This window comes from Streptomyces azureus (genome assembly GCF_001270025.1).
GTDB lineage: Bacteria > Actinomycetota > Actinomycetes > Streptomycetales > Streptomycetaceae > Streptomyces > Streptomyces azureus.
The window spans coordinates 1-18,938 of sequence record NZ_DF968304.1 but is presented as its reverse complement, the minus strand read 5'-3'; the positions used below and the strand labels follow the sequence as shown (position 1 = coordinate 18,938).

Here is an 18,938-nt window from a genome sequence, read left to right as displayed (position 1 = left end):
TCAGCGGGGCGGCTCAGCGGGCGTTGAAGTACTTCGCCTCCGGGTGATGGATCACGATGGCGTCCGTGGACTGCTCGGGGTGCAGTTGGAACTCCTCGGACAGGTGGACGCCGATGCGCTCCGGCTGGAGCAGGTCGGCGATCTTGGCGCGGTCCTCCAGGTTGGGGCAGGCGCCGTAGCCGAGGGAGAAGCGGGCGCCCCGGTACTTCAGCTCGAACATCCCCTGCATCTCGCCCGGGTCCTCACCGGCGAAGCCGAGTTCGGAGCGCACGCGCGCGTGCCAGTACTCGGCGAGCGCCTCGGCCAACTGCACGGACAGGCCGTGCAGTTCGAGGTAATCGCGGTAGGCGTTGGACTCGAACAGACGCGCGGTCTCCTCGCCGATGCGCGAGCCGACGGTGACGACCTGGAGACCCACGACGTCCGTCTCGCCGGACTCCTCCGGGCGGAAGAAGTCGGCCAGGCACAGGCGCCGGCCGCGGCGCTGGCGCGGGAAGGTGAAGCGGGTGCGCTCGTTGCCCTGCTCGTCCAGGATGACCAGGTCGTCGTCCTTGGAGACGCACGGGAAGTAGCCGTAGACCACGGCCGCCTCCAGCAGGTTCTCCGTCTGGAGCTTGTCCAGCAGCCCGCGCAGCCGGGGCCGGCCCTCGGTCTCGACCAACTCCTCGTACGACGGGCCCTCGCCGGTGCGGGCCTGCTTGAGGCCCCACTGGCCCTTGAACAGGGCGCCCTCGTCCAGCCAGGACGCGTACTCCTTGAGCTGGATGCCCTTGATCACGCGGGTACCGCGGAAGGGCGGCTCGGGCACGGGGTTGTCGGTGGCGACGTCGGAGCGGACGTGCCCCTCCTCGGGGCGCTCCTCCACGGCGGCCGGGGCGGTGGCCCGGACCCGGCGCTGCTTCAGCTCGGGCAGCTTCGCCCCGGGCACGCCCCGCTTGACGCCGATCAGGGCGTCCATGAGGCGCAGGCCCTCGAAGGCGTCGCGGGCGTAGCGGACCTCACCCTGGTAGATCTCGTGCAGGTCCTGCTCGACGTAGGCGCGGGTGAGGGCGGCGCCGCCGAGGATGACCGGGTACTTCGCCGCCAGGTCGCGCTGGTTCAGCTCCTCCAGGTTCTCCTTCATGATCACCGTGGACTTGACCAGGAGACCGGACATGCCGATGACGTCGGCCTTGTGCTCCTCGGCCGCTTCCAGGATCGCCGAGACCGGCTGCTTGATCCCCAGGTTGACGACGTTGTAGCCGTTGTTGGTCAGGATGATGTCGACGAGGTTCTTGCCGATGTCGTGCACATCACCGCGCACGGTGGCCAGCACGATCGTGCCCTTGCCGGCCTCGTCGCCCTCGACCTTCTCCATGTGCGGTTCGAGGTGGGCGACGGCGGTCTTCATCACCTCGGCCGACTGGAGCACGAACGGCAGCTGCATCTGGCCGGAGCCGAACAGCTCGCCGACGACCTTCATGCCCTCCAGCAGCGTCTCATTGACGATGTCGAGCGCGGGCCGGGACTGGAGGGCCTCGTCCAGGTCCGCTTCCAGTCCGTTGCGCTCGCCGTCGATGATGCGCCGCTTCAGGCGCTCGTCCAGCGGCAGGGCGGCCAGCTCCTCGGCCTTGCCGGCCTTGAGCGACTTGGCGGTGGCACCCTCGAACAGCTGCATCAGCTTCTGGAGCGGGTCGTAGCCCTCGGCGCGGCGGTCGTAGATCAGGTCCAGAGCCGTCTGGACCTCCTCCTCGCTGAAGCGGGCGATCGGCAGGATCTTGCTCGCGTGCACGATCGCCGAGTCCAGGCCCGCCTTGACGCACTCGTCCAGGAAGACGGAGTTCAGCAGGATGCGGGCGGCCGGGTTGAGGCCGAAGGAGATGTTCGACAGGCCCAGCGTGGTCTGCACCTTCGGGTGGCGGCGCTTGAGCTCGCGGATGCCCTCGATGGTGGCGATGCCGTCCCCCCGGGACTCCTCCTGGCCGGTGCAGATGGTGAAGGTCAGGCAGTCGACGAGGATGTCCTCCTCGTGGATGCCCCAGTTCCCGGTCAGGTCGTCGATCAGCCGTTCGGCGATCTCGACCTTCTTCTCGGCCGTGCGGGCCTGGCCCTCCTCGTCGATGGTCAGCGCGATCAGCGCGGCACCGTGCTCCCGCGCCAGCTGGGTGACCTTGGCGAAGCGGGACTCGGGGCCGTCACCGTCCTCGTAGTTCACCGAGTTGATCACCGCGCGGCCGCCGAGCTTCTCCAGACCGGCCCGGATCACCTCGACCTCGGTGGAGTCCAGCACGATCGGCAGCGTCGAGGCGGTCGCGAAGCGGCCGGCCAGCTCCTCCATGTCGGCCACGCCGTCGCGGCCGACGTAGTCCACGCACAGGTCGAGCATGTGCGCGCCCTCGCGGATCTGCTCCCGGGCCATCTCCACACAGTCGTCCCAGCGGCCCTCAAGCATGGCCTCGCGGAACTTCTTCGAACCGTTGGCGTTCGTGCGCTCACCGATGGCCAGATAGGACGTGTCCTGCCGGAACGGCACGCTCTGGTAGAGGGAAGCGGCACCCGGCTCGGGCTGCGGATCACGCTCGCTCGGGGTGACCTCCCGGACGCGCTCGACGAGCTGGCGCAGGTGCTCGGGGGTAGTGCCGCAGCAGCCGCCGACCAGGGAGAGGCCGTAGTCCCGGACGAAGTTCTGCTGGGCGTCGGCCAGGCCCTGGGGGTCGAGCGGGAAGTGGGCGCCGTCCTTGGTGAGGATCGGCAGGCCGGCGTTCGGCATGCACAGCAGCGGGATGCGCGAGTGGCGCGTCAGGTAGCGCAGGTGCTCGCTCATCTCGGCCGGACCGGTGGAGCAGTTCAGACCGATCATGTCGATGCCGAGCGGCTCCAGCGCGGTCAGCGCCGCGCCGATCTCGGAGCCGAGCAGCATCGTGCCGGTGGTCTCGAAGGCCATCGAGCACAGCAGGGGCACCTCGACGCCGATGGCCTCCATGGCCCGGCGGGCGCCGAGGACGGAGGCCTTCGTCTGGAGCAGGTCCTGCGTGGTCTCCACGAGCAGCGCGTCCGCGCCACCGGCGAGCAGCCCCTCGGCATTGGCCTGGTAGCCGTCGCGGATGGTGCTGTATGTGACGTGGCCGAGCGTGGGCAGCTTGGTGCCGGGGCCGATCGAGCCGAGCACCCAGCGCGGCCGGCCGTCTGCGGCGGCGTACTCGTCGGCCACCTCGCGGGCGATCCGGGCACCCGCCTCGGACAGCTCGTGCACCCGGTCGGAGATCTCGTACTCGGCCGCGGCCGTGTGGTTGGCGCCGAAGGTGTTGGTCTCGACGCAGTCGACGCCGACCGCGAAGTACGCGTCGTGGACGGAACGGACGATGTCCGGCCGGGTCACGTTGAGGATCTCGTTACAGCCTTCGAGATTCTCGAAGTCCTCGAGCGTCGGGTCCTGCGCCTGGAGCATGGTGCCCATCGCCCCGTCCGCCACCACCACACGGGTGGCCAGGGCCTCTCGGAGGGCGGACACACGGGTCCGGCTGTCTGCGGAAGGGGTCGGTGGCAACGAGGCCATGTAAAGGGCTCCCTCGAGTGCGACGGCTGTCGGCTATGCGGCTGCCCGGACACACGGGGGGCATCCGGGGAAAAGGCGCACGGCGCCAGCGTAACCGGGAGCGGGCCGGGATGGGCAGGGCGTCCACGGGACGGACGCGCATGGCGTCCCGGACGGCCGTTGTGCCACTGATGAGCCGCCTGTGACCCACCCCGGCGCGTCGCCGGTGCGCCACATGGCGACCCGCCGGCGCAACAAATGGTGACCCGCCATTAGCGAGAGGTCGGCAACGACCGGTAGTGTTCGGCATTGCCGAACAAAGGCTGCGGGCGCCGCTGGTCGGCGGTCGAAGGGGACGGAGGCAGTACGGCGATGGCACGGAACATCCAGTCGCTCGAACGGGCGGCCGCGATGCTGCGGCTGCTCGCGGGCGGCGAGCGGCGGCTCGGCCTGTCCGACATCGCCTCGTCGCTGGGCCTGGCCAAGGGCACCGCCCACGGCATACTGCGCACCCTCCAGCAGGAGGGCTTCGTGGAGCAGGACGACGCTTCCGGGCGCTACCAGCTCGGCGCGGAGCTGCTGCGCCTGGGCACCACCTACCTCGACGTGCACGAGCTGCGGGCGCGCGCCCTGGTGTGGGCCGACGACCTGGCCCGGTCCAGCGGCGAGAGCGTCTACCTGGGCGTCCTGCACCAGCAGGGCGTGCTGATCGTGCACCACGTCTTCCGGCCCGACGACAGTCGGCAGGTCCTGGAGATCGGGGCCATGCAGCCGCTGCACTCCACGGCGCTGGGCAAGGTGCTCTCGGCTTACGACCCGGTGGCGCACAGCGAGGCCCTGGAGGCCGACCGCAAGGCGTTCACCGACCGGACCGTGTGCGAGCCGGAGGCCTTCGAGCACATCCTCGACGTCACCCGCGCGCGCGGTTACGCGGCGGACGTCGAGGAGACCTGGGAGGGCGTCGCCTCCCTCGCCGCACCCATCCACGACCGGCGGCGCATGCCGGTCGGCGCGGTCGGCATCACTGGCGCCGTGGAGCGGCTGTGCCGGTCCGACGAAGAGCGAGCGCTGCGCCCCGAGCTGATCGCGGCGGTCCGGGACTGCGCCCGCGCGGTGTCACGGGACCTGGGCGCCGGGCGGTTCTGAACGGGACACGAGGGGGCCGGGGCGCCGCAGGGCGTTCCGGCCCTTCGGCATGCCCGCGCTCACCTGCCGCCAGAGATCCACGAGGCCGCGGCGATCAGTAACGATCGTGTTTTCGACAACACAGCCCTTGACGTGCTCGTAACGCCGAAGCAAGACTCCCGTCCATCGGTCGACATTGTCGAACAGCTACCGGCAATACGCGCTAGAGTGTGACAACGCCAGGCCGGTATTAGAACTTCACCCCTGGACGAAGGACAAAGGAGTCGCGGGTGTCCAGCTCCGACATCTTCATCGGCGAGACCATCGGTACCGCCATACTCATCCTCCTCGGCGGCGGAGTCTGCGCCGCCGTCACGCTGAAGGCATCCAAGGCCCGCAACGCCGGCTGGCTCGCCATCACCTTCGGGTGGGGCTTCGCGGTGCTCACGGCGGTCTACACCACGGCGCCGCTGTCCGGCGCCCATCTGAACCCCGCCGTGACCCTGGCGATCGCGATCAAGGACGGCGACTGGAAGAACGTCCCGGTCTACTGGGCCGGACAGGTCCTCGGCGCCATGATCGGTGCCGCCCTGGTCTGGATCGCCTACTACGGCCAGTTCCACGCCCACCTCACCGACCGCGAGATCGTCGGCGGTCCGGGCGCGCAGGCCACCACGGCCAAGGCCGTCGAGGCCCAGGAGAAGGGCGCCGGCCCCGTGCTGGGCGTCTTCTCCACCGGGCCCGAGATCCGGGTCGCCTGGCAGAACCTCGCCACGGAGATCATCGGCACCGTCGTGCTGGTGCTCGCCGTGCTCACCCAGGGTCTGAACGACAAGGGCAACGGCCTCGGCACACTGGGCGCGCTGATCACCGCGCTCGTGGTGGTGTCCATCGGCCTTTCCCTCGGCGGCCCGACGGGCTACGCGATCAACCCGGCCCGTGACCTCGGTCCGCGCATCGTGCACGCCCTGCTGCCCCTGCCCAACAAGGGCGGCTCCGACTGGGGCTACGCCTGGGTCCCGGTGGCCGGTCCGCTGATCGGCGGCGCCATCGCGGCAGGCATCTACAACGTCGCATTCGCTTAGAAGCAATCCTCGCGCCCGTTGCGAAACTTCCAGCACGCGCCGTACGTAAAGCCCCATAAACCCGGAACTTCCAGGAGCACACAGTGACCGACGCGCACACCGCCGGCCCCTTCATCGCCGCCATCGACCAGGGCACCACCTCTTCCCGCTGCATCGTCTTCGACCGCGACGGCCGGATCGTCTCCGTCGACCAGAAGGAACACGAGCAGATCTTCCCGAAGCCGGGCTGGGTCGAGCACAACGCCACCGAGATCTGGACCAACGTCCAGGAGGTCGTCGCCGGAGCCATCGAGAAGGCCGGCATCACCCGTGACGACATCAAGGCCATCGGCATCACCAACCAGCGCGAGACGACCGTGCTGTGGGACAGGAACACCGGTGAGCCCGTCCACAACGCCATCGTCTGGCAGGACACCCGCACCGACGCCCTCTGCCGCGAGCTCGGCCGCAACGTCGGCCAGGACCGATTCCGCCGCGAGACGGGCCTGCCGCTGGCCTCCTACTTCGCCGGCCCGAAGGCCCGCTGGCTGCTCGACAACGTCGACGGGCTGAAGGAGCGCGCCGAGGCGGGCGACATCCTCTTCGGCACCATGGACAGCTGGGTCATCTGGAACCTGACCGGCGGTACCGACGGCGGCAAGCACGTCACGGACGTCACCAACGCCTCGCGCACGATGCTCATGAACCTGCACACCATGCAGTGGGACGACAAGATCTGCGAGTCGATCGGCGTCCCGAAGCAGATCCTGCCCGAGATCCGGTCCTCCGCCGAGGTCTACGGCGAGATCACCGGCGGCAAGCTGGGCGACCTGCTCGGCGGCATCCCGGTCGCCTCCGCGCTCGGCGACCAGCAGGCGGCCCTGTTCGGCCAGACCTGTTTCGCCGAGGGTGAGACCAAGTCGACCTACGGCACCGGCACCTTCATGGTGATGAACACCGGTGACAAGATCATCAACTCGTACAGCGGCCTGCTGACGACCGTCGGCTACAAGATCGGCGACCAGGACACGGTCTACGCCCTGGAAGGCTCGATCGCCGTCACCGGTTCGCTGGTGCAGTGGATGCGCGACCAGATGGGCCTGATCTCCACGGCCGCCGAGATCGAGACGCTCGCGCTGTCGGTGGAGGACAACGGCGGTGCCTACTTCGTGCCGGCCTTCTCCGGCCTGTTCGCCCCGTACTGGCGCTCCGACGCCCGCGGTGTGATCGCCGGCCTGACCCGGTACGTCACCAAGGCCCACCTGGCGCGTGCCGTCCTGGAGGCCACCGCCTGGCAGACCCGCGAGATCGCCGACGCCATGACGAAGGACTCCGGCGTCGAGCTGGCCGCACTGAAGGTCGACGGCGGCATGACCTCCAACAACCTGCTGATGCAGACCCTCGCCGACTTCGTGGACGCCCCCGTGGTGCGCCCGATGGTCGCCGAGACCACCTGCCTCGGCGCCGCCTACGCCGCCGGCCTCGCCGTCGGCTTCTGGAACAGCACCGACGACCTGCGCGCCAACTGGCGCCGGGCCGCCGAGTGGACCCCCCGCATGGACGCGGAGACCCGCGCCCGTGAGTACAAGAACTGGCTCAAGGCCGTCGAGCGGACCATGGGCTGGCTCGAGGACGAGGAGTAAGAAACAGCATGACCACTCAGTCCACCCTGAAGTCCGTGCCTGCCCTGGGGACGCGCCCGTCCTCCGGCTCGAACCCGAGCCGAGCCGAGACCAGGGAGCAGCTCGCCAAGGCGTCGTACGACCTTCTCGTGATCGGCGGCGGCATCCTGGGCATCTCCACCGCCTGGCACGCCGCGCAGTCCGGCCTCAGGGTGGCTCTGGTCGACGCCGGTGACTTCGCCGGTGCCACCTCCTCCGCCTCCTCCAAGCTGCTGCACGGCGGTCTGCGCTACCTCCAGACCGGCGCGGTGAAGCTGGTGGCGGAGAACCACTTCGAGCGCCGTGCGGTCTCCCGGCAGGTGGCTCCCCACCTGGCGAACCCGCTCACCTTCTACCTCCCCGTGTACAAGGGCGGGCCGCACGGCGCGGCGAAGCTCGGGGCGGGCGTCTTCGCCTACTCCGCGCTGTCGGCCTTCGGTGACGGCGTCGGGCATCTGCTCTCGCCGGCCAAGGCCGCGCAGGACGTGCCCGAGCTGCGCACCGAGAACCTCAAGGCCGTGGCCGTGTACGGCGACGACCAGATGAACGACGCGCGCATGGCGCTGATGACGGTCCGCGGGGCCGTCGAGGCGGGAGCGGTCGTCCTCAACCATGCCGAGGTGACCGGCCTGCGCTTCACCCAGGGCCGCGTCACGGGCGCCGAGCTCAAGGACCGGCTGTCCGGCGACGAGTTCGGCGTCAACGCCCGGCTGGTGCTGAACGCGACCGGCCCCTGGGTCGACCACCTGCGCCGCATGGAGGACGCGAACGCAGCGCCGTCCATCCGGCTGTCCAAGGGCGCCCACCTGGTCCTGAAGCGCACCTCCCCCTGGAAGGCCGCGCTCGCCACCCCGATCGACAAGTACCGCATCACCTTCGCCCTCCCCTGGGAGGACATGCTGCTGCTGGGGACCACCGACGAGGAGTTCGAGGGCGACCCGGCGGACGTCGCGGTCACCGAGAAGGACATATCCCAGATCCTCGACGAGGCCGCCTTCTCCGTCCGCGACCAGCAGTTGAGCCGCGACCTGATCACCTACGCCTTCGCCGGTCTGCGCGTGCTGCCGGGCGGGCCCGGCGACACCGCGAAGGCCAAGCGCGAGACGGTCGTGACCGAGGGCAAGGGCGGCATGCTGTCCGTCGCGGGCGGCAAGTGGACCACCTTCCGCCACATCGGCCGCACGATCATGAAGAAGCTGGAGTCGCTGCCGGGCCACCCCCTGGGCGACGACTTCGAGCCCATCAGCTCGCTGCCGAAGAAGCTGCCGCTGCCCGGCATCGCCAACCCGCGCGCGGTCGCCCACCGGCTGCTGACCGACCGCCCGGCGCCCGGTCCGCGCATGGCGGCCGACACCGCCAGGCACCTGGCCACGCACTACGGCTCGCTCGCCTTCGACATCGCCCGCCTGGCCAACGAGAGCCCCGAGCTCGCCGAGCGCGTCCACCCCGACGCCCCGGAGATCTGGGCGCAGGTCGTGTGGGCCCGGGACCACGAGTGGGCCGAGACGCAGGACGACGTGCTGCGCCGCCGCACGACGCTGACGATCCGCGGCCTGGCCACGGACGACGTCCGCGCCAAGGTCCAGGACCTGCTCGACAAGAAGTAGACACGACCCGGGGGACCCCGTTGCCCGGGGACCCGGGTGCCGGGAGGGGCGGTTCCACGCCGACGGAGCCGCCCCTCCCGCGTTCCCGACGCCGTTCGGGACCCCCATAATGACCTGATACGTCGGAGGTCTTGAGCGACAGGGAGGCCGGCCATGGCAGTCACCGACGAGGCGATCGTGAAGATCAAGGACATGATCGTCTCCGGCGCGCTGCGGCCGGGCGACCGGCTGCCCAAGGAGAGCGAACTCGCCGCCGACCTCGGCCTGTCCCGCAACTCCCTGCGGGAGGCCGTGCGCGCGCTGTCCCTCATCCGGATCCTGGACGTCCGGCAGGGCGACGGCACGTACGTCACCAGCCTCGATCCGCAGCTCCTGCTGGAGGCCCTGAGCTTCGTCGTGGACTTCCACCGCGACGACACGGTCCTGGAGTTCCTGGCCGTACGCCGCATCCTGGAGCCGGCCGCGACGGCCATGGCGGCCCTGCGGATCAGCGAGCAGCAACTGGACGCGCTGACGGCCCAGCTGGACAAGCTCGGCGACGACCCGTCCGTGGAGGACCTCGTCGCCAGCGATCTGGAGTTCCACCGGGGCATCGTGCAGAGCTCGGGCAACTCGGTTCTGTGCTCGCTGCTCGACGGGCTGTCGGGCCCGACCACCCGGGCCCGGATCTGGCGCGGCCTGACCCAGGAGGACGCGGTCGGCCGCACCCTGCGCGAGCACCGGGCGATTCTCGCGGCCCTGCGGGACCGGGACGCCGAGGCGGCGCGTTCCTGGGCGACGGTGCACATCGCGAGCGTGGAGCAGTGGCTGCGATCCACGCTGTGACCAGGACCTCACGGACAGCCCGGACGAGTCCGGTGTGTTCAGGGGTGGATCGCGGGGCAGTGATGGGGTCACTCCCCCTGCAAGGGGGCTGCGGGCGCCCCCTTGGCACGCCGTAAGGTTGGGGGGTACGCGAGGGCACGTCGGAAGGAGGCGCTGGGTGATCGAGCTCGAGGGGGTTCCCGAGCTGATCGACCCGGTCATGGTGGCCGCGTTCGAAGGCTGGAACGATGCCGGCGACGCCGCCTCCACCGCGGTCGCGCATCTGGACAGGGAGTGGAAGGGCGAGGTCTTCGCTGCGCTGGACGCCGAGGACTACTACGACTTCCAGGTCAACCGCCCCACGGTGTTCCTGGAAGCCGGCGTCCGCAAGATCACGTGGCCGACGACAAGGTTGTCGGTGGTCCGGGTCGGCGGGGACAAGCCACGCGACCTGGTCCTCGTCCGGGGTATCGAACCGTCCATGCGATGGCGGTCGTTCTGCAACGAACTGCTCGGCTTCGCGCACGAACTCGGCGTGGAACTGGTGGTCGTTCTGGGCGCCCTGCTCGGTGACACCCCGCACACCCGTCCGGTTCCGATCAGCGGGACGACGTCCGACCCGGACCTGGCCCGCCGCATGGACCTGGAGGAGACCAAGTACGAGGGGCCCACGGGCATCGTCGGCGTCCTCCAGGAAGCGTGCACGCACGCGGGGGTACCGGCCGTCTCCCTGTGGGCAGCCGTACCGCACTACGTCTCGCAGCCGCCGAACCCGAAGGCCACACTGGCCCTGCTGAACCGGCTGGAGGACCTGATCGACGTGCGCATCCCGCTGGGCGAACTGCCCGAGGACGCGCGCGCCTGGCAGGTCGGCGTGGACCAGCTGGCCGCCGAGGACAGCGAGGTCGCCGAATACGTCCAGTCGCTGGAGGAGGCCCGGGACACCGCCGAGCTGCCGGAGGCGTCGGGCGAGGCGATCGCCCGAGAGTTCGAGCGCTATCTCCGCCGCCGCGACGGCGGCGGACCGACCGCCTCCGGCGGCCACGCCACGGCGGACGGCAGCGACAGCACGTCGTACCTGCGGGACAACCCCAGCGGCCGCACACGCCCGCCGAAGCCGCCCAAGCCGGGCACCGACGACGAGGAGTCGTCGGAGGACTGAGGGGCGACCTCGCCTGCCGCGGGGCCGCCCCCGCCGGGCGGCGGCGAGCGGGCGCCGGGGGACGCGCCCGCAGCCCTGGCGGCCTGCCCGGGACCACATGGCGGCACCTCGCCGCCATGCCGCCTGCGACGAGCCGCCCGGAGACGCGACTGAACCCCGGCCCGCACCGCCTGCCGGGGTTCCACTGCCGCGCCTTGCCACCCGCGCCGGTGCCCGCGAGCGGGGCCCGGGGCGGCGGCGAGCAACCGCAGCTCTCGCCGCCCGCCAGGGCCCGCTCGCAGCGCCTCGCCACCCATCCCGTCGGCGACGAACAGACAGCAGGGCACCCAAAGCCGTCGCAGCCAGCCAGCGCCCCGAGCCCGCACAGCCCGCCCGCGCCAGCCCGCAACACCCGCACACCAAAGGGGGCGTCTCCGCTCGGGAGGCGCCCCCTGTGTCTGTTGTCGGTTACAGCGCGACGCCGAGCAGCGCGTCCACCGCGCGGGAGACCACCCCGGGGGCGCCCTCGTCCGTGCCGCCGTGCTGCTCCTGCTGCGCGGTCCAGCGGTCGACCGCGGTGAGTGCGGCCGGGGCGTCCAGGTCGTTCGTGAGGGCCTCGCGGATCTCCTCAACGAGCGCCTCCGCCGGCGGTCCGTCGGGCCGGGACACGGCGGCCCGCCAGCGGCCGAGCCGTGTGACGGCGTCCTGGAGGACCTGGTCGGTCCACTCCCAGTCGGCGCGGTAGTGGTGGGAGAGCAGCGCGAGCCGGATGGCGGCCGGGTCGACGCCGTCGCGCCGGAGCCTGGAGACGAAGACCAGGTTGCCCTTGGACTTGGACATCTTCTCGCCGTCGAGGGCGACCATGCCGGCGTGCACGTACGCCTTGGCCATGGGGAACTCGCCGGTCAGGGCCTGGGCGTGCGAGGCGCCCATCTCGTGGTGCGGGAAGGCCAGGTCGGAGCCGCCGCCCTGGATGTCGAAGCCCATGCCCAGGTGGTCGAGGGCGATGGCCACGCACTCGATGTGCCAGCCGGGCCGTCCACGCCCGAGCGATCCGCCGTCCCAGCTGGGCTCGCCCTCCCGGGCCGCCATCCACAGCATCGGGTCGAGCGGGTTCTTCTTGCCCGGCCGGTCCGGGTCGCCGCCGCGCTCGGCGGACAGCAGCCGCATCGCCGCGGCGTCCAGCCCGGAGACCTTGCCGAAGTGCGGGTCGGACTCGACTGAGAAGTACACGTCGCCTTCGAGTTCGTACGCCGCGCCCATGTCCCGCAGCCGCTCGACGAGCGGGACGATCCCGGGTATCGCCTCGACGGCACCTATGTACTGCCGCGGCGGCAGCATCCGCAGGGCCGTCATGTCCTCGCGGAAGAGGGCCGTCTCCTGCTCGGCGAGCGCGGCCCAGTCGATGCCGTCGCGCTGCGCCCGCTCCAGGAGCGGGTCGTCGACGTCGGTGACGTTCTGGACGTAGTGAACCTGCCGCTTGGTGTCGAGCCACACGCGCTGCACAAGGTCGAACGCGTTGTAGGTCGCCGCGTGTCCTATGTGGGTGGCGTCATACGGGGTGATGCCACAGACGTAGATACGGGCGACGGGACCGGGGTCGAGGGTGACCAGACCGCCGGTCGCGGTGTCGTGGATCCTCAGGTCGCGGCCCTGACCAGGCAGGGCGGGGACCTCGGAAGCGGGCCAGGCATGCATGCCTTGAGCCTAACCGGACTGGAGTTCCATATACGAATGGGAGCGGGCCGGACGACCGAGAAGGCGCTCTTGCGGCGAACCGGCGGCTGTGCTGCTACACGGGCGGCCAGGGAATCGCGGGCCACTCCCCGCTCGGCTCCGGATGCTTCCCCGAGGCGAGCAGCGCGCCCACACGCGCGCGCGTGGCGTCGATCTCCGCGCCGGTGATCAGCGGCTGGAGACGGGCGGCGAGGGCACCGCCCTCCGCCAGGTCCTTCCTGAGGCCTTCGAGGACGTCGACGGCCTCCCGCGTGAGGGGCTCCCCCGCCCACCCCCACAGCAGGGTCCGCAACTTGTTCTCGACGTTGAAGGTGACCCCGTGGTCGATCCCGTACAGCCGCCCCTCGCCGGTCGGCAGCAGGTGCCCGCCCTTGCGGTCGGCGTTGTTGACCACGGCGTCCAGCACCGCGAGCCGCCGCAGCCGCTCGTCGTCCGCGTGCACGAGGAGCGCGGTGCGGCCCTCGCCGACCTCGGCGGAGCCGATCGCCTTCCAGCCCGGCTCCGGTTCCTCCCCGTCGACCAGCGCGAGCAGCTCCGCCTCCGGCGCCGCCTCGACCCACAGCTGGCACATGCCCTCGCCGTAGGGGCCGTCCCGCAGCACGGTGGGCGGCACGAGGCCCCAGCCGGTCGCCTCGGAGACCTCGTACGCGGCCACCTCACGCTGGGCGAGCGTCCCGTCGGGGAAGTCCCACAAGGGCCTCTCCCCGGCGACCGGCTTGTAGATGCAGGCCGCGGCCCGGCCGTCGTGGGACACCGTGCAGTACAGGGCCGCGTTGGACGCCTCACGGATGCGTCCGCGCACGGTGAGTTCGCCCCGGGCGAGCAGTTCGGCGGCGTCCGGAGGAGGTGTCACGCTCCGCGGCGGTATCCGTTCTGGCGCGGACATACGTGTCCTTCCGGGTCGAGCGGGAGGCTGCACAGCGGGCACGGCGGCCGCCCGGCGTTGACGATGTCGAGGGCGCGCTTGGCGAAGGCCCTCGCCTGCGCGCCGGTGAGCCGGACCCGCAGCATCGGGGGCCCGTTCTCCTCGTCCTGGAGCAGCCGTTCCTCGGCCTCGGCGAGGTCCTCCTCGGTGTCGGCGTCGAGCTCTACGAGCGCCTGCGCCTCGACGATCATCAGCTGCTCCTCGCCGTCCCAGGCGAGCGCCATGGTGCCGACCCGGAACTCCTCCTCGACGGGAGTGTCCAGCGGAGCGGTGTCGGTGATCTCCGACGGTGCGACGGCGGGGACGGCGGCGCTGCCTCCGCTACGGCGTACGACCTCGTCGAGCAGTTCGTCCATGCGTTCGGCGAGCGCGGCGACCTGGGTCTTCTCCAGGGCCACGCTGGTCACCCGGGAGCCTGCGGAGGCCTGGAGGAAGAACGAACGGCGCCCGGGCAGTCCGACCGTACCGGCCACGAAACGCTCCGGATGGTCGTAGAGGAACACCTGACGGGACACGTCCTGTCTCCATTGGAATCGTGGGAGCCGTGTGACCACGGCACTGCTGCGACCGCTTCACCCTACTGCGGCCGACGATCACGGTGCGCCCGCACCGCCCCCGACGGGGGCCTCCTCGCCCGGCGGTTCCTCGCGCGGCACCAGGGACGTGAAGTCGCCCGTGTCGCCGAGGCGGACGAGAAACGGTCGCAGTCGTGTGTAGCGGATCGCGGTGATGGAACACGGTTCAACGGAAATCCGCTGGAAGAGGTCCAGATGAAGTCCGAGTGCGTCCGCGACGAGCGACTTGATGATGTCGCCGTGCGAGCACATGAGGTAGACGGCGTCGGCGCCGTGGTCGCGCTCCACGCGCGCGTTCCACTCGCGTACGGCCTCGGCGGCACGGGTCTGCATGGCCCGCATGGACTCTCCGCCGGGGAACGCCGCCGCGGAGGGGTGCGCCTGCACGACCTCCATCAGGGGCTGGTCCTTGAGCTCGTCGAGCTTGCGCCCCGACCAGTCGCCGTAGTGGCACTCGCCGATGCGCTCGTCGGTGTGCGGGGTGAGTTCCGGCCGGGCCTGGAGAAGGGGCCGGATCGTCTCCTGGCAGCGCTGGAGCGGGCTGGTGACGATCTCGGCGAGGGGCAGCTCGGCGAGCCGCCCGGGCAGCGCGGCGGCCTGCGCCGCGCCGCGTTCGTCGAGGGCGACACCGGGCGTCCAGCCGGCGAGCAGTCCCTCGGTGTTGGCGGTGGAACGTCCGTGCCGGACCAGGATCAACGTGGGCATGCGGTCCAGCGTAGGCGCACGCGCGCGTACGGTGTCCTTCGAGTGACGGGAGAGTCTCTTCGTGATCGTCGACTGTGCCATCTACCGCGACGGACACCGGTCGGAAGGACCGGAGGACTTCTCCGACGCCCTGGGTGAGGCCCGCGCGGCGGGCGGTTTCGTGTGGATCGGGCTGCACGAGCCGACGGAGCGCGAATTCGACCGTGTGGCCCAGGAGTTCGGGCTGCATCCACTGGCCGTGGAGGACGCCCTCAAGGCCCACCAGCGGCCCAAGCTGGAGGTGTACGACGACTCGCTCTTCGTGGTGCTCAAGCCGGTGACGTACGAGCCGCAGAGCGACACCGTCTCGGCCGGCGAGATCATGATCTTCCTGGGCGACTCGTTCGTCGTGACCGTCCGGCACGGCGAGGGCGGCCCGCTCAAGGCCGTACGGCACCGTCTGGAGCACGAGCCGGACCTGCTGGGCAACGGCCCCACCTCCGTGCTCTACGCGGTCACCGACGCCGCCGTCGATCACTACCTGGACGTCGCGACCGAGTTGCAGGCCGACCTGGAGGGGCTGGAGGCGGAGGTCTTCTCACCGGACGACGCGGGCTCGCGGCACACCGCGTCCCGGATCTACAACTTCAAACGGCAGGTCCTGGAGTTCCGCCGGGCGACCGGGCCGCTGGCCCTGCCGATGAGCCGGCTGGCGGGTACGGCGCCGTCCGGCGTGGCGGTGCCGTTCGTGGACGACCGGGCGCGGCCGTTCTTCCGGGACGTGAGCGACCACCTCACGCGCGTGAACGAGTCCGTGGAGAACCTGGACCGGCTGGTGTCGGACATCCTCTCCGCGCATCTGGCGCAGATGAGCGTCCGGCAGAACGACGACATGCGGAAGATCTCCGCGTGGGCGGCCATGGCCGCGATCCCCACGATGGTCGCGGGGATCTACGGCATGAACTTCGAGCACATGCCCGAACTGCGCTGGGAGTGGTCCTATCCGGCGCTGATCGCGGTGATGGCCGTTCTCGAGGTGCTGGTGTTCCGGCTGTTCAAGCGCCGGGGCTGGTTGTAGACCGGGCCTCTCAGGCGAACTCGGGTGCCGCGGACGCGGGTCCGCCGAGGGCGTCGCGGCGCTCGGGCATCTTCAACGACACCATCCGGCGCCAGCCGCCCAGCCGTTCGTACGCGTACAGCGCGTGGATGCCCGCCGCGAGCACCGCTGACTTGACCCTGGACCAGCCGAGGATGCGGCCCATGTGCGCCATGACCGCGAGGCTGACGTCCCGGTAGATCCGGATCTCGGCGAGCGCGCACGCGCGCAGGGTCCGCTGGATGGCCCGGCCGTGGCCCGCGTGGGCGAAGCGCAGCAGTTCCTCGTGGCAGTAGGCGAGGTGGTTGTCCTCGTCGTTGGAGATCTGCCTGACCGCGCGGCCGATGCCGGGGTCGTCGGCGAAGTGCTTGCGGAGGAGTTCCATCTGCTCGGAGGCGCGCTGTTCGGTGACCCTGCTGTGCGAGAGGTACGTGACGATGTCCTGGACCGTGAGCCGCTCGTCGCGCCCCAGCCGCTCGTGCGCGAGGCCGATGCCGTTCTTCTCCAGGAGCATGGTGTAGTCGGTCTCCGGCGGGACCGGGACGGGGTCGAGGCCGCGCTTCTTCATCAGGGCGTTGAAGATCCGGCCGTGCTTGTCCTCGTCGGCGCCGTGCCGGGTGATCTTGGGGGCGATTTCCCGCTCGCTGTCGGGAACGAGCGCGGCGATACGGCCGTTCTCCCAGCCGCCCTGGGACTCACCGCTCGCGGCGATGGAGCAGAACAAGGCGAAGGACTCGTCGTTGGCGAGGATCTCCTGGAACACACTCTTGGCCGAAAGCATGGTGAGCACCTCTCCCGCGCTCGTGCACGTGCTGCGTGACTCCGCAGGGTTAAGCCGAGAACGAGTCAAGTGCGGGGCGGCAGGTGGTGCAACAGGTACGTCGGACAAGTCCGCCGAATGGAGGACACGGAAGACCGGCATCACTGCGGACGGTCGTGCCCCCGGAGCGAGGGAGATCCCGGCGTAACCGCCGGGGGGCGCACGACGTTGTTCCGCGTGACGGCCGTGGCGGGGAAGACCCCCGAGCCCCCACCACGGCCGCAGGCAACTCCGCCGGGCTCCGCCGGGTCACGCGAGCCCGGCGCGCTCCAGGGCCTCCGTGCCGGCGCGGAGGGACGCGAGCCGCTCGTCGAGCGTGAAGCCCGCCGGGGCGAGGCTCAGGGTGGTGACGCCGGCCTCCGCGTAGGCCTTCATCCGGTCCGCGATCCGGTCGACGGAACCGAGCAGCGTGGTCTTGTCGATCAGCTCGTGCGGTACGGCGGCCGCGGCGCCCTGCTTGTCGCCGGACAGGTACTTGCCCTGGATCTCGGCGGCCTCCTTCTCGTAGCCCATGCGCTGGGCGAGCTGGTTGTAGAAGTTCTGCTTGGGGCTGCCCATGCCGCCGACGTACAGCGCGGTGTAGGGGCGGAAGGTGTCGGCGAGCACGGCGACGTCCTTGTCGTCACCGACGGCGAGCGGGACGGTCGGGCAGACGTCGAACCCGTCGAGCGTCTTGCCGGCCTTCTCGCGCCCGGCGCGGAGGTGCTTGATCGTGGTCTCTTCGAGGTGGTCCGCCGAAGGGAAGATGAGGAGCGCCCCGTCGGCGATCTCGCCGGTCTGCTCCAGGTTCTTCGGGCCGATCGCGGCGATGTACAGCGGAATGTGCTCGCGCTGCGGGTGCACGGTCAGCTTGATGGGCTTGCCCGGGCCGCCGGGCAGGGGCAGCGTCCAGTGCTGCCCCTCGTAGGACAGGCGCTCGCGCGTCATGGCCTTGCGGACGATCTCGACGTACTCACGCGTGCGTGCCAGAGGCTTGTCGAACTTGACGCCGTACCAGCCTTCGGAGACCTGCGGGCCGGAGACGCCGAGGCCGAGGCGGAAGCGGCCGCCGGAGAGGGAGTCGAGGGTGGCGGCCGTCATGGCGGTCATCGCGGGCTGGCGGGCCGGGATCTGGAAGATGGCGGAGCCGACGTCGATGCGTTCGGTCTGGGCGGCGACCCAGGTCAGCACGGTGGCGGCGTCGGAGCCGTAGGCCTCGGCGGCCCAGCAGACGGCGTATCCGAGCCGGTCGGCCTCCTGGGCGACGGCCAGATTGTCCGCGTCCATTCCGGCACCCCAGTAGCCGAGGTTGATACCGAGCTGCATGCCGAATCCCCTTACCGATCAGTAACGTGCGCCTGCGGAGACCTTAGCGCGCGGCTCGGTGGGGGCCTAGACGTGGGCGGTCGTGCCGGGCAACTCTCGGCCGGCCCCCGGAAATCGGCCGTCCACAGCCCCCCACTCGGAAGGTTCTGGCCAGTAATCTCGGCGTTCATGGAGCAGAGGCATCTCGGCCGCACCGGCCTGCGTGTGTCCCGGATCGGGCTCGGCACCCTGACCTGGGGACGGGACACCGACGAGCACGACGCCGCGGACCTGATGAAGACGTTCTGGGAAGCGGGCGGGACCCTCGTCGACACCGCGGACGTGTACGGCGACGGGGAGGCCGAGTACCTGCTCGGCAGGCTCATGGACGGCCTGGTGGCCCGCCGGGACCTCGTCATCTCGACCAAGGCCGGCAGCGTGCCGGACCCCGACCGCCGCTTCGACACCTCCCGCGGCCATCTGCTCTCCGCGCTGGACGCCTCCCTCTCCCGGCTCGGCACCGACTACGTCGACCTGTGGCACGTGCACGCCTTCGACCCGGACACGCCGCTGGAGGAGACCCTCCAGGCCCTCGACCTCGCGGTCGCGAGCGGCCGTGCCCGCTACGCCGCCGTCTCCAACTTCTGCGGCTGGCAGCTGGCCAAGGCCGCGACCTGGCAGCTGGCGGCCCCCGGCACCCGGACCCGGCTGGCGGCCACGCAGCTGGAGTACTCGCTGCTCCAGCGGGGCGTCGAGCGCGAGGTGCTGCCGGCCGCGCTGGACCTGGGCATCGGGCTGCTGCCCTCCTCGCCGCTGGGGCGCGGGGTGCTGACGGGCAAGTACCGGGGCGACACGACGCCGCCGGACTCGCGCGGCGCCTCGGAGCACCTCGCGCCGTTCG

Annotated in this window: 15 protein-coding genes; 8 read left to right on the top strand and 7 right to left on the bottom strand. The window is 70.8% G+C overall.

What is annotated here, in order from left to right; translation table 11 throughout:
- Window positions 1-13 precede the first annotated feature (13 nt).
- A complete protein-coding gene (gene metH, locus AOQ53_RS20710) occupies window positions 14-3,535 on the bottom strand; it encodes a methionine synthase (protein WP_059419400.1) in 3,522 nt (1,173 codons plus the stop codon).
- A gap of 351 nt (window positions 3,536-3,886) precedes the next feature.
- Here metH and AOQ53_RS20705 point away from each other — a divergent pair, with 351 nt between their 5' ends.
- From AOQ53_RS20705 to AOQ53_RS20680, 6 genes are all read left to right on the top strand, one after another.
- On the top strand, window positions 3,887-4,660 hold the full coding sequence (locus tag AOQ53_RS20705; protein ID WP_059419398.1) for an IclR family transcriptional regulator: 774 nt from the start codon (window positions 3,887-3,889) through the stop codon (window positions 4,658-4,660).
- 269 nt (window positions 4,661-4,929) lie between these two features.
- Window positions 4,930-5,724: an MIP/aquaporin family protein gene (locus AOQ53_RS20700; protein WP_059419396.1), complete on the top strand. Its 795-nt coding sequence runs from the start codon at window positions 4,930-4,932 to the stop codon at window positions 5,722-5,724.
- An 83-nt stretch (window positions 5,725-5,807) separates the two neighbouring features.
- Complete coding sequence (gene glpK, locus AOQ53_RS20695; protein ID WP_059419394.1) at window positions 5,808-7,346, top strand: glycerol kinase GlpK; 1,539 nt, start codon at window positions 5,808-5,810, stop codon at window positions 7,344-7,346.
- A gap of 8 nt (window positions 7,347-7,354) precedes the next feature.
- Complete coding sequence (locus AOQ53_RS20690; RefSeq protein WP_059419392.1) at window positions 7,355-8,971, top strand: glycerol-3-phosphate dehydrogenase/oxidase; 1,617 nt, start codon at window positions 7,355-7,357, stop codon at window positions 8,969-8,971.
- Between the two features lie 153 nt (window positions 8,972-9,124).
- Window positions 9,125-9,796, top strand: coding sequence for a FadR/GntR family transcriptional regulator (locus AOQ53_RS20685; RefSeq protein WP_059419390.1), 672 nt, complete (start codon window positions 9,125-9,127; stop codon window positions 9,794-9,796).
- A gap of 157 nt (window positions 9,797-9,953) precedes the next feature.
- A complete protein-coding gene (locus tag AOQ53_RS20680) occupies window positions 9,954-10,937 on the top strand; it encodes a PAC2 family protein (RefSeq protein ID WP_059419387.1) in 984 nt (327 codons plus the stop codon).
- Between the two features lie 447 nt (window positions 10,938-11,384).
- Here AOQ53_RS20680 and mshC read toward each other — a convergent pair whose 3' ends face one another.
- From mshC to AOQ53_RS20660, 4 genes are all read right to left on the bottom strand, one after another.
- Entirely contained in the window at window positions 11,385-12,614 is a 1,230-nt protein-coding gene (gene mshC / locus AOQ53_RS20675) for a cysteine--1-D-myo-inosityl 2-amino-2-deoxy-alpha-D-glucopyranoside ligase (protein ID WP_059419385.1), read from the bottom strand.
- Window positions 12,615-12,708: 94 nt separating this feature from the next.
- Window positions 12,709-13,539, bottom strand: a complete 831-nt coding sequence (locus tag AOQ53_RS20670; RefSeq protein WP_059419383.1) for an SCO1664 family protein — start codon at window positions 13,537-13,539, stop codon at window positions 12,709-12,711.
- Complete coding sequence (locus AOQ53_RS20665; protein ID WP_059419381.1) at window positions 13,503-14,093, bottom strand: DUF3090 domain-containing protein; 591 nt, start codon at window positions 14,091-14,093, stop codon at window positions 13,503-13,505. Before AOQ53_RS20665 ends, AOQ53_RS20670 begins: the two co-directional genes overlap by 37 nt.
- A 78-nt stretch (window positions 14,094-14,171) precedes the next feature.
- Window positions 14,172-14,858: a histidine phosphatase family protein gene (locus AOQ53_RS20660; RefSeq protein WP_059419380.1), complete on the bottom strand. Its 687-nt coding sequence runs from the start codon at window positions 14,856-14,858 to the stop codon at window positions 14,172-14,174.
- A gap of 61 nt (window positions 14,859-14,919) precedes the next feature.
- On the opposite strand from AOQ53_RS20660, the gene corA reads away from it, so the two are divergent.
- Window positions 14,920-15,915: a magnesium/cobalt transporter CorA gene (corA, locus tag AOQ53_RS20655; RefSeq protein ID WP_059419378.1), complete on the top strand. Its 996-nt coding sequence runs from the start codon at window positions 14,920-14,922 to the stop codon at window positions 15,913-15,915.
- Window positions 15,916-15,925: 10 nt separating this feature from the next.
- Here the strand turns inward: corA and AOQ53_RS20650 are convergent, their stop codons facing one another.
- Window positions 15,926-16,714 carry a ferritin-like domain-containing protein gene (locus tag AOQ53_RS20650; protein ID WP_059419479.1) on the bottom strand — a complete coding sequence of 263 codons (789 nt, stop codon included), beginning with the start codon at window positions 16,712-16,714 and terminating at the stop codon, window positions 15,926-15,928.
- A gap of 288 nt (window positions 16,715-17,002) precedes the next feature.
- A complete protein-coding gene (locus tag AOQ53_RS20645) occupies window positions 17,003-18,058 on the bottom strand; it encodes an LLM class F420-dependent oxidoreductase (RefSeq protein ID WP_059419377.1) in 1,056 nt (351 codons plus the stop codon).
- 168 nt (window positions 18,059-18,226) lie between these two features.
- On the opposite strand from AOQ53_RS20645, the gene AOQ53_RS20640 reads away from it, so the two are divergent.
- A partial coding sequence (locus tag AOQ53_RS20640) for an aldo/keto reductase (RefSeq protein WP_059419375.1) occupies window positions 18,227-18,938 on the top strand: 712 nt, incomplete at its 3' end.

Coding starts and splice junctions, on each gene's coding strand:
- AOQ53_RS20705 (WP_059419398.1), top strand. CDS start 3,887: ATGGCACGGAACATCCAGTCGCTCGAACGGGCGGCCGCGATGCTGCGG.
- metH (WP_059419400.1), bottom strand. CDS start 3,535: ATGGCCTCGTTGCCACCGACCCCTTCCGCAGACAGCCGGACCCGTGTG.
- AOQ53_RS20685 (WP_059419390.1), top strand. CDS start 9,125: ATGGCAGTCACCGACGAGGCGATCGTGAAGATCAAGGACATGATCGTC.
- AOQ53_RS20690 (WP_059419392.1), top strand. CDS start 7,355: ATGACCACTCAGTCCACCCTGAAGTCCGTGCCTGCCCTGGGGACGCGC.
- AOQ53_RS20670 (WP_059419383.1), bottom strand. CDS start 13,539: ATGTCCGCGCCAGAACGGATACCGCCGCGGAGCGTGACACCTCCTCCG.
- mshC (WP_059419385.1), bottom strand. CDS start 12,614: ATGCATGCCTGGCCCGCTTCCGAGGTCCCCGCCCTGCCTGGTCAGGGC.
- AOQ53_RS20660 (WP_059419380.1), bottom strand. CDS start 14,858: ATGCCCACGTTGATCCTGGTCCGGCACGGACGTTCCACCGCCAACACC.
- AOQ53_RS20650 (WP_059419479.1), bottom strand. CDS start 16,714: ATGCTTTCGGCCAAGAGTGTGTTCCAGGAGATCCTCGCCAACGACGAG.
- AOQ53_RS20645 (WP_059419377.1), bottom strand. CDS start 18,058: ATGCAGCTCGGTATCAACCTCGGCTACTGGGGTGCCGGAATGGACGCG.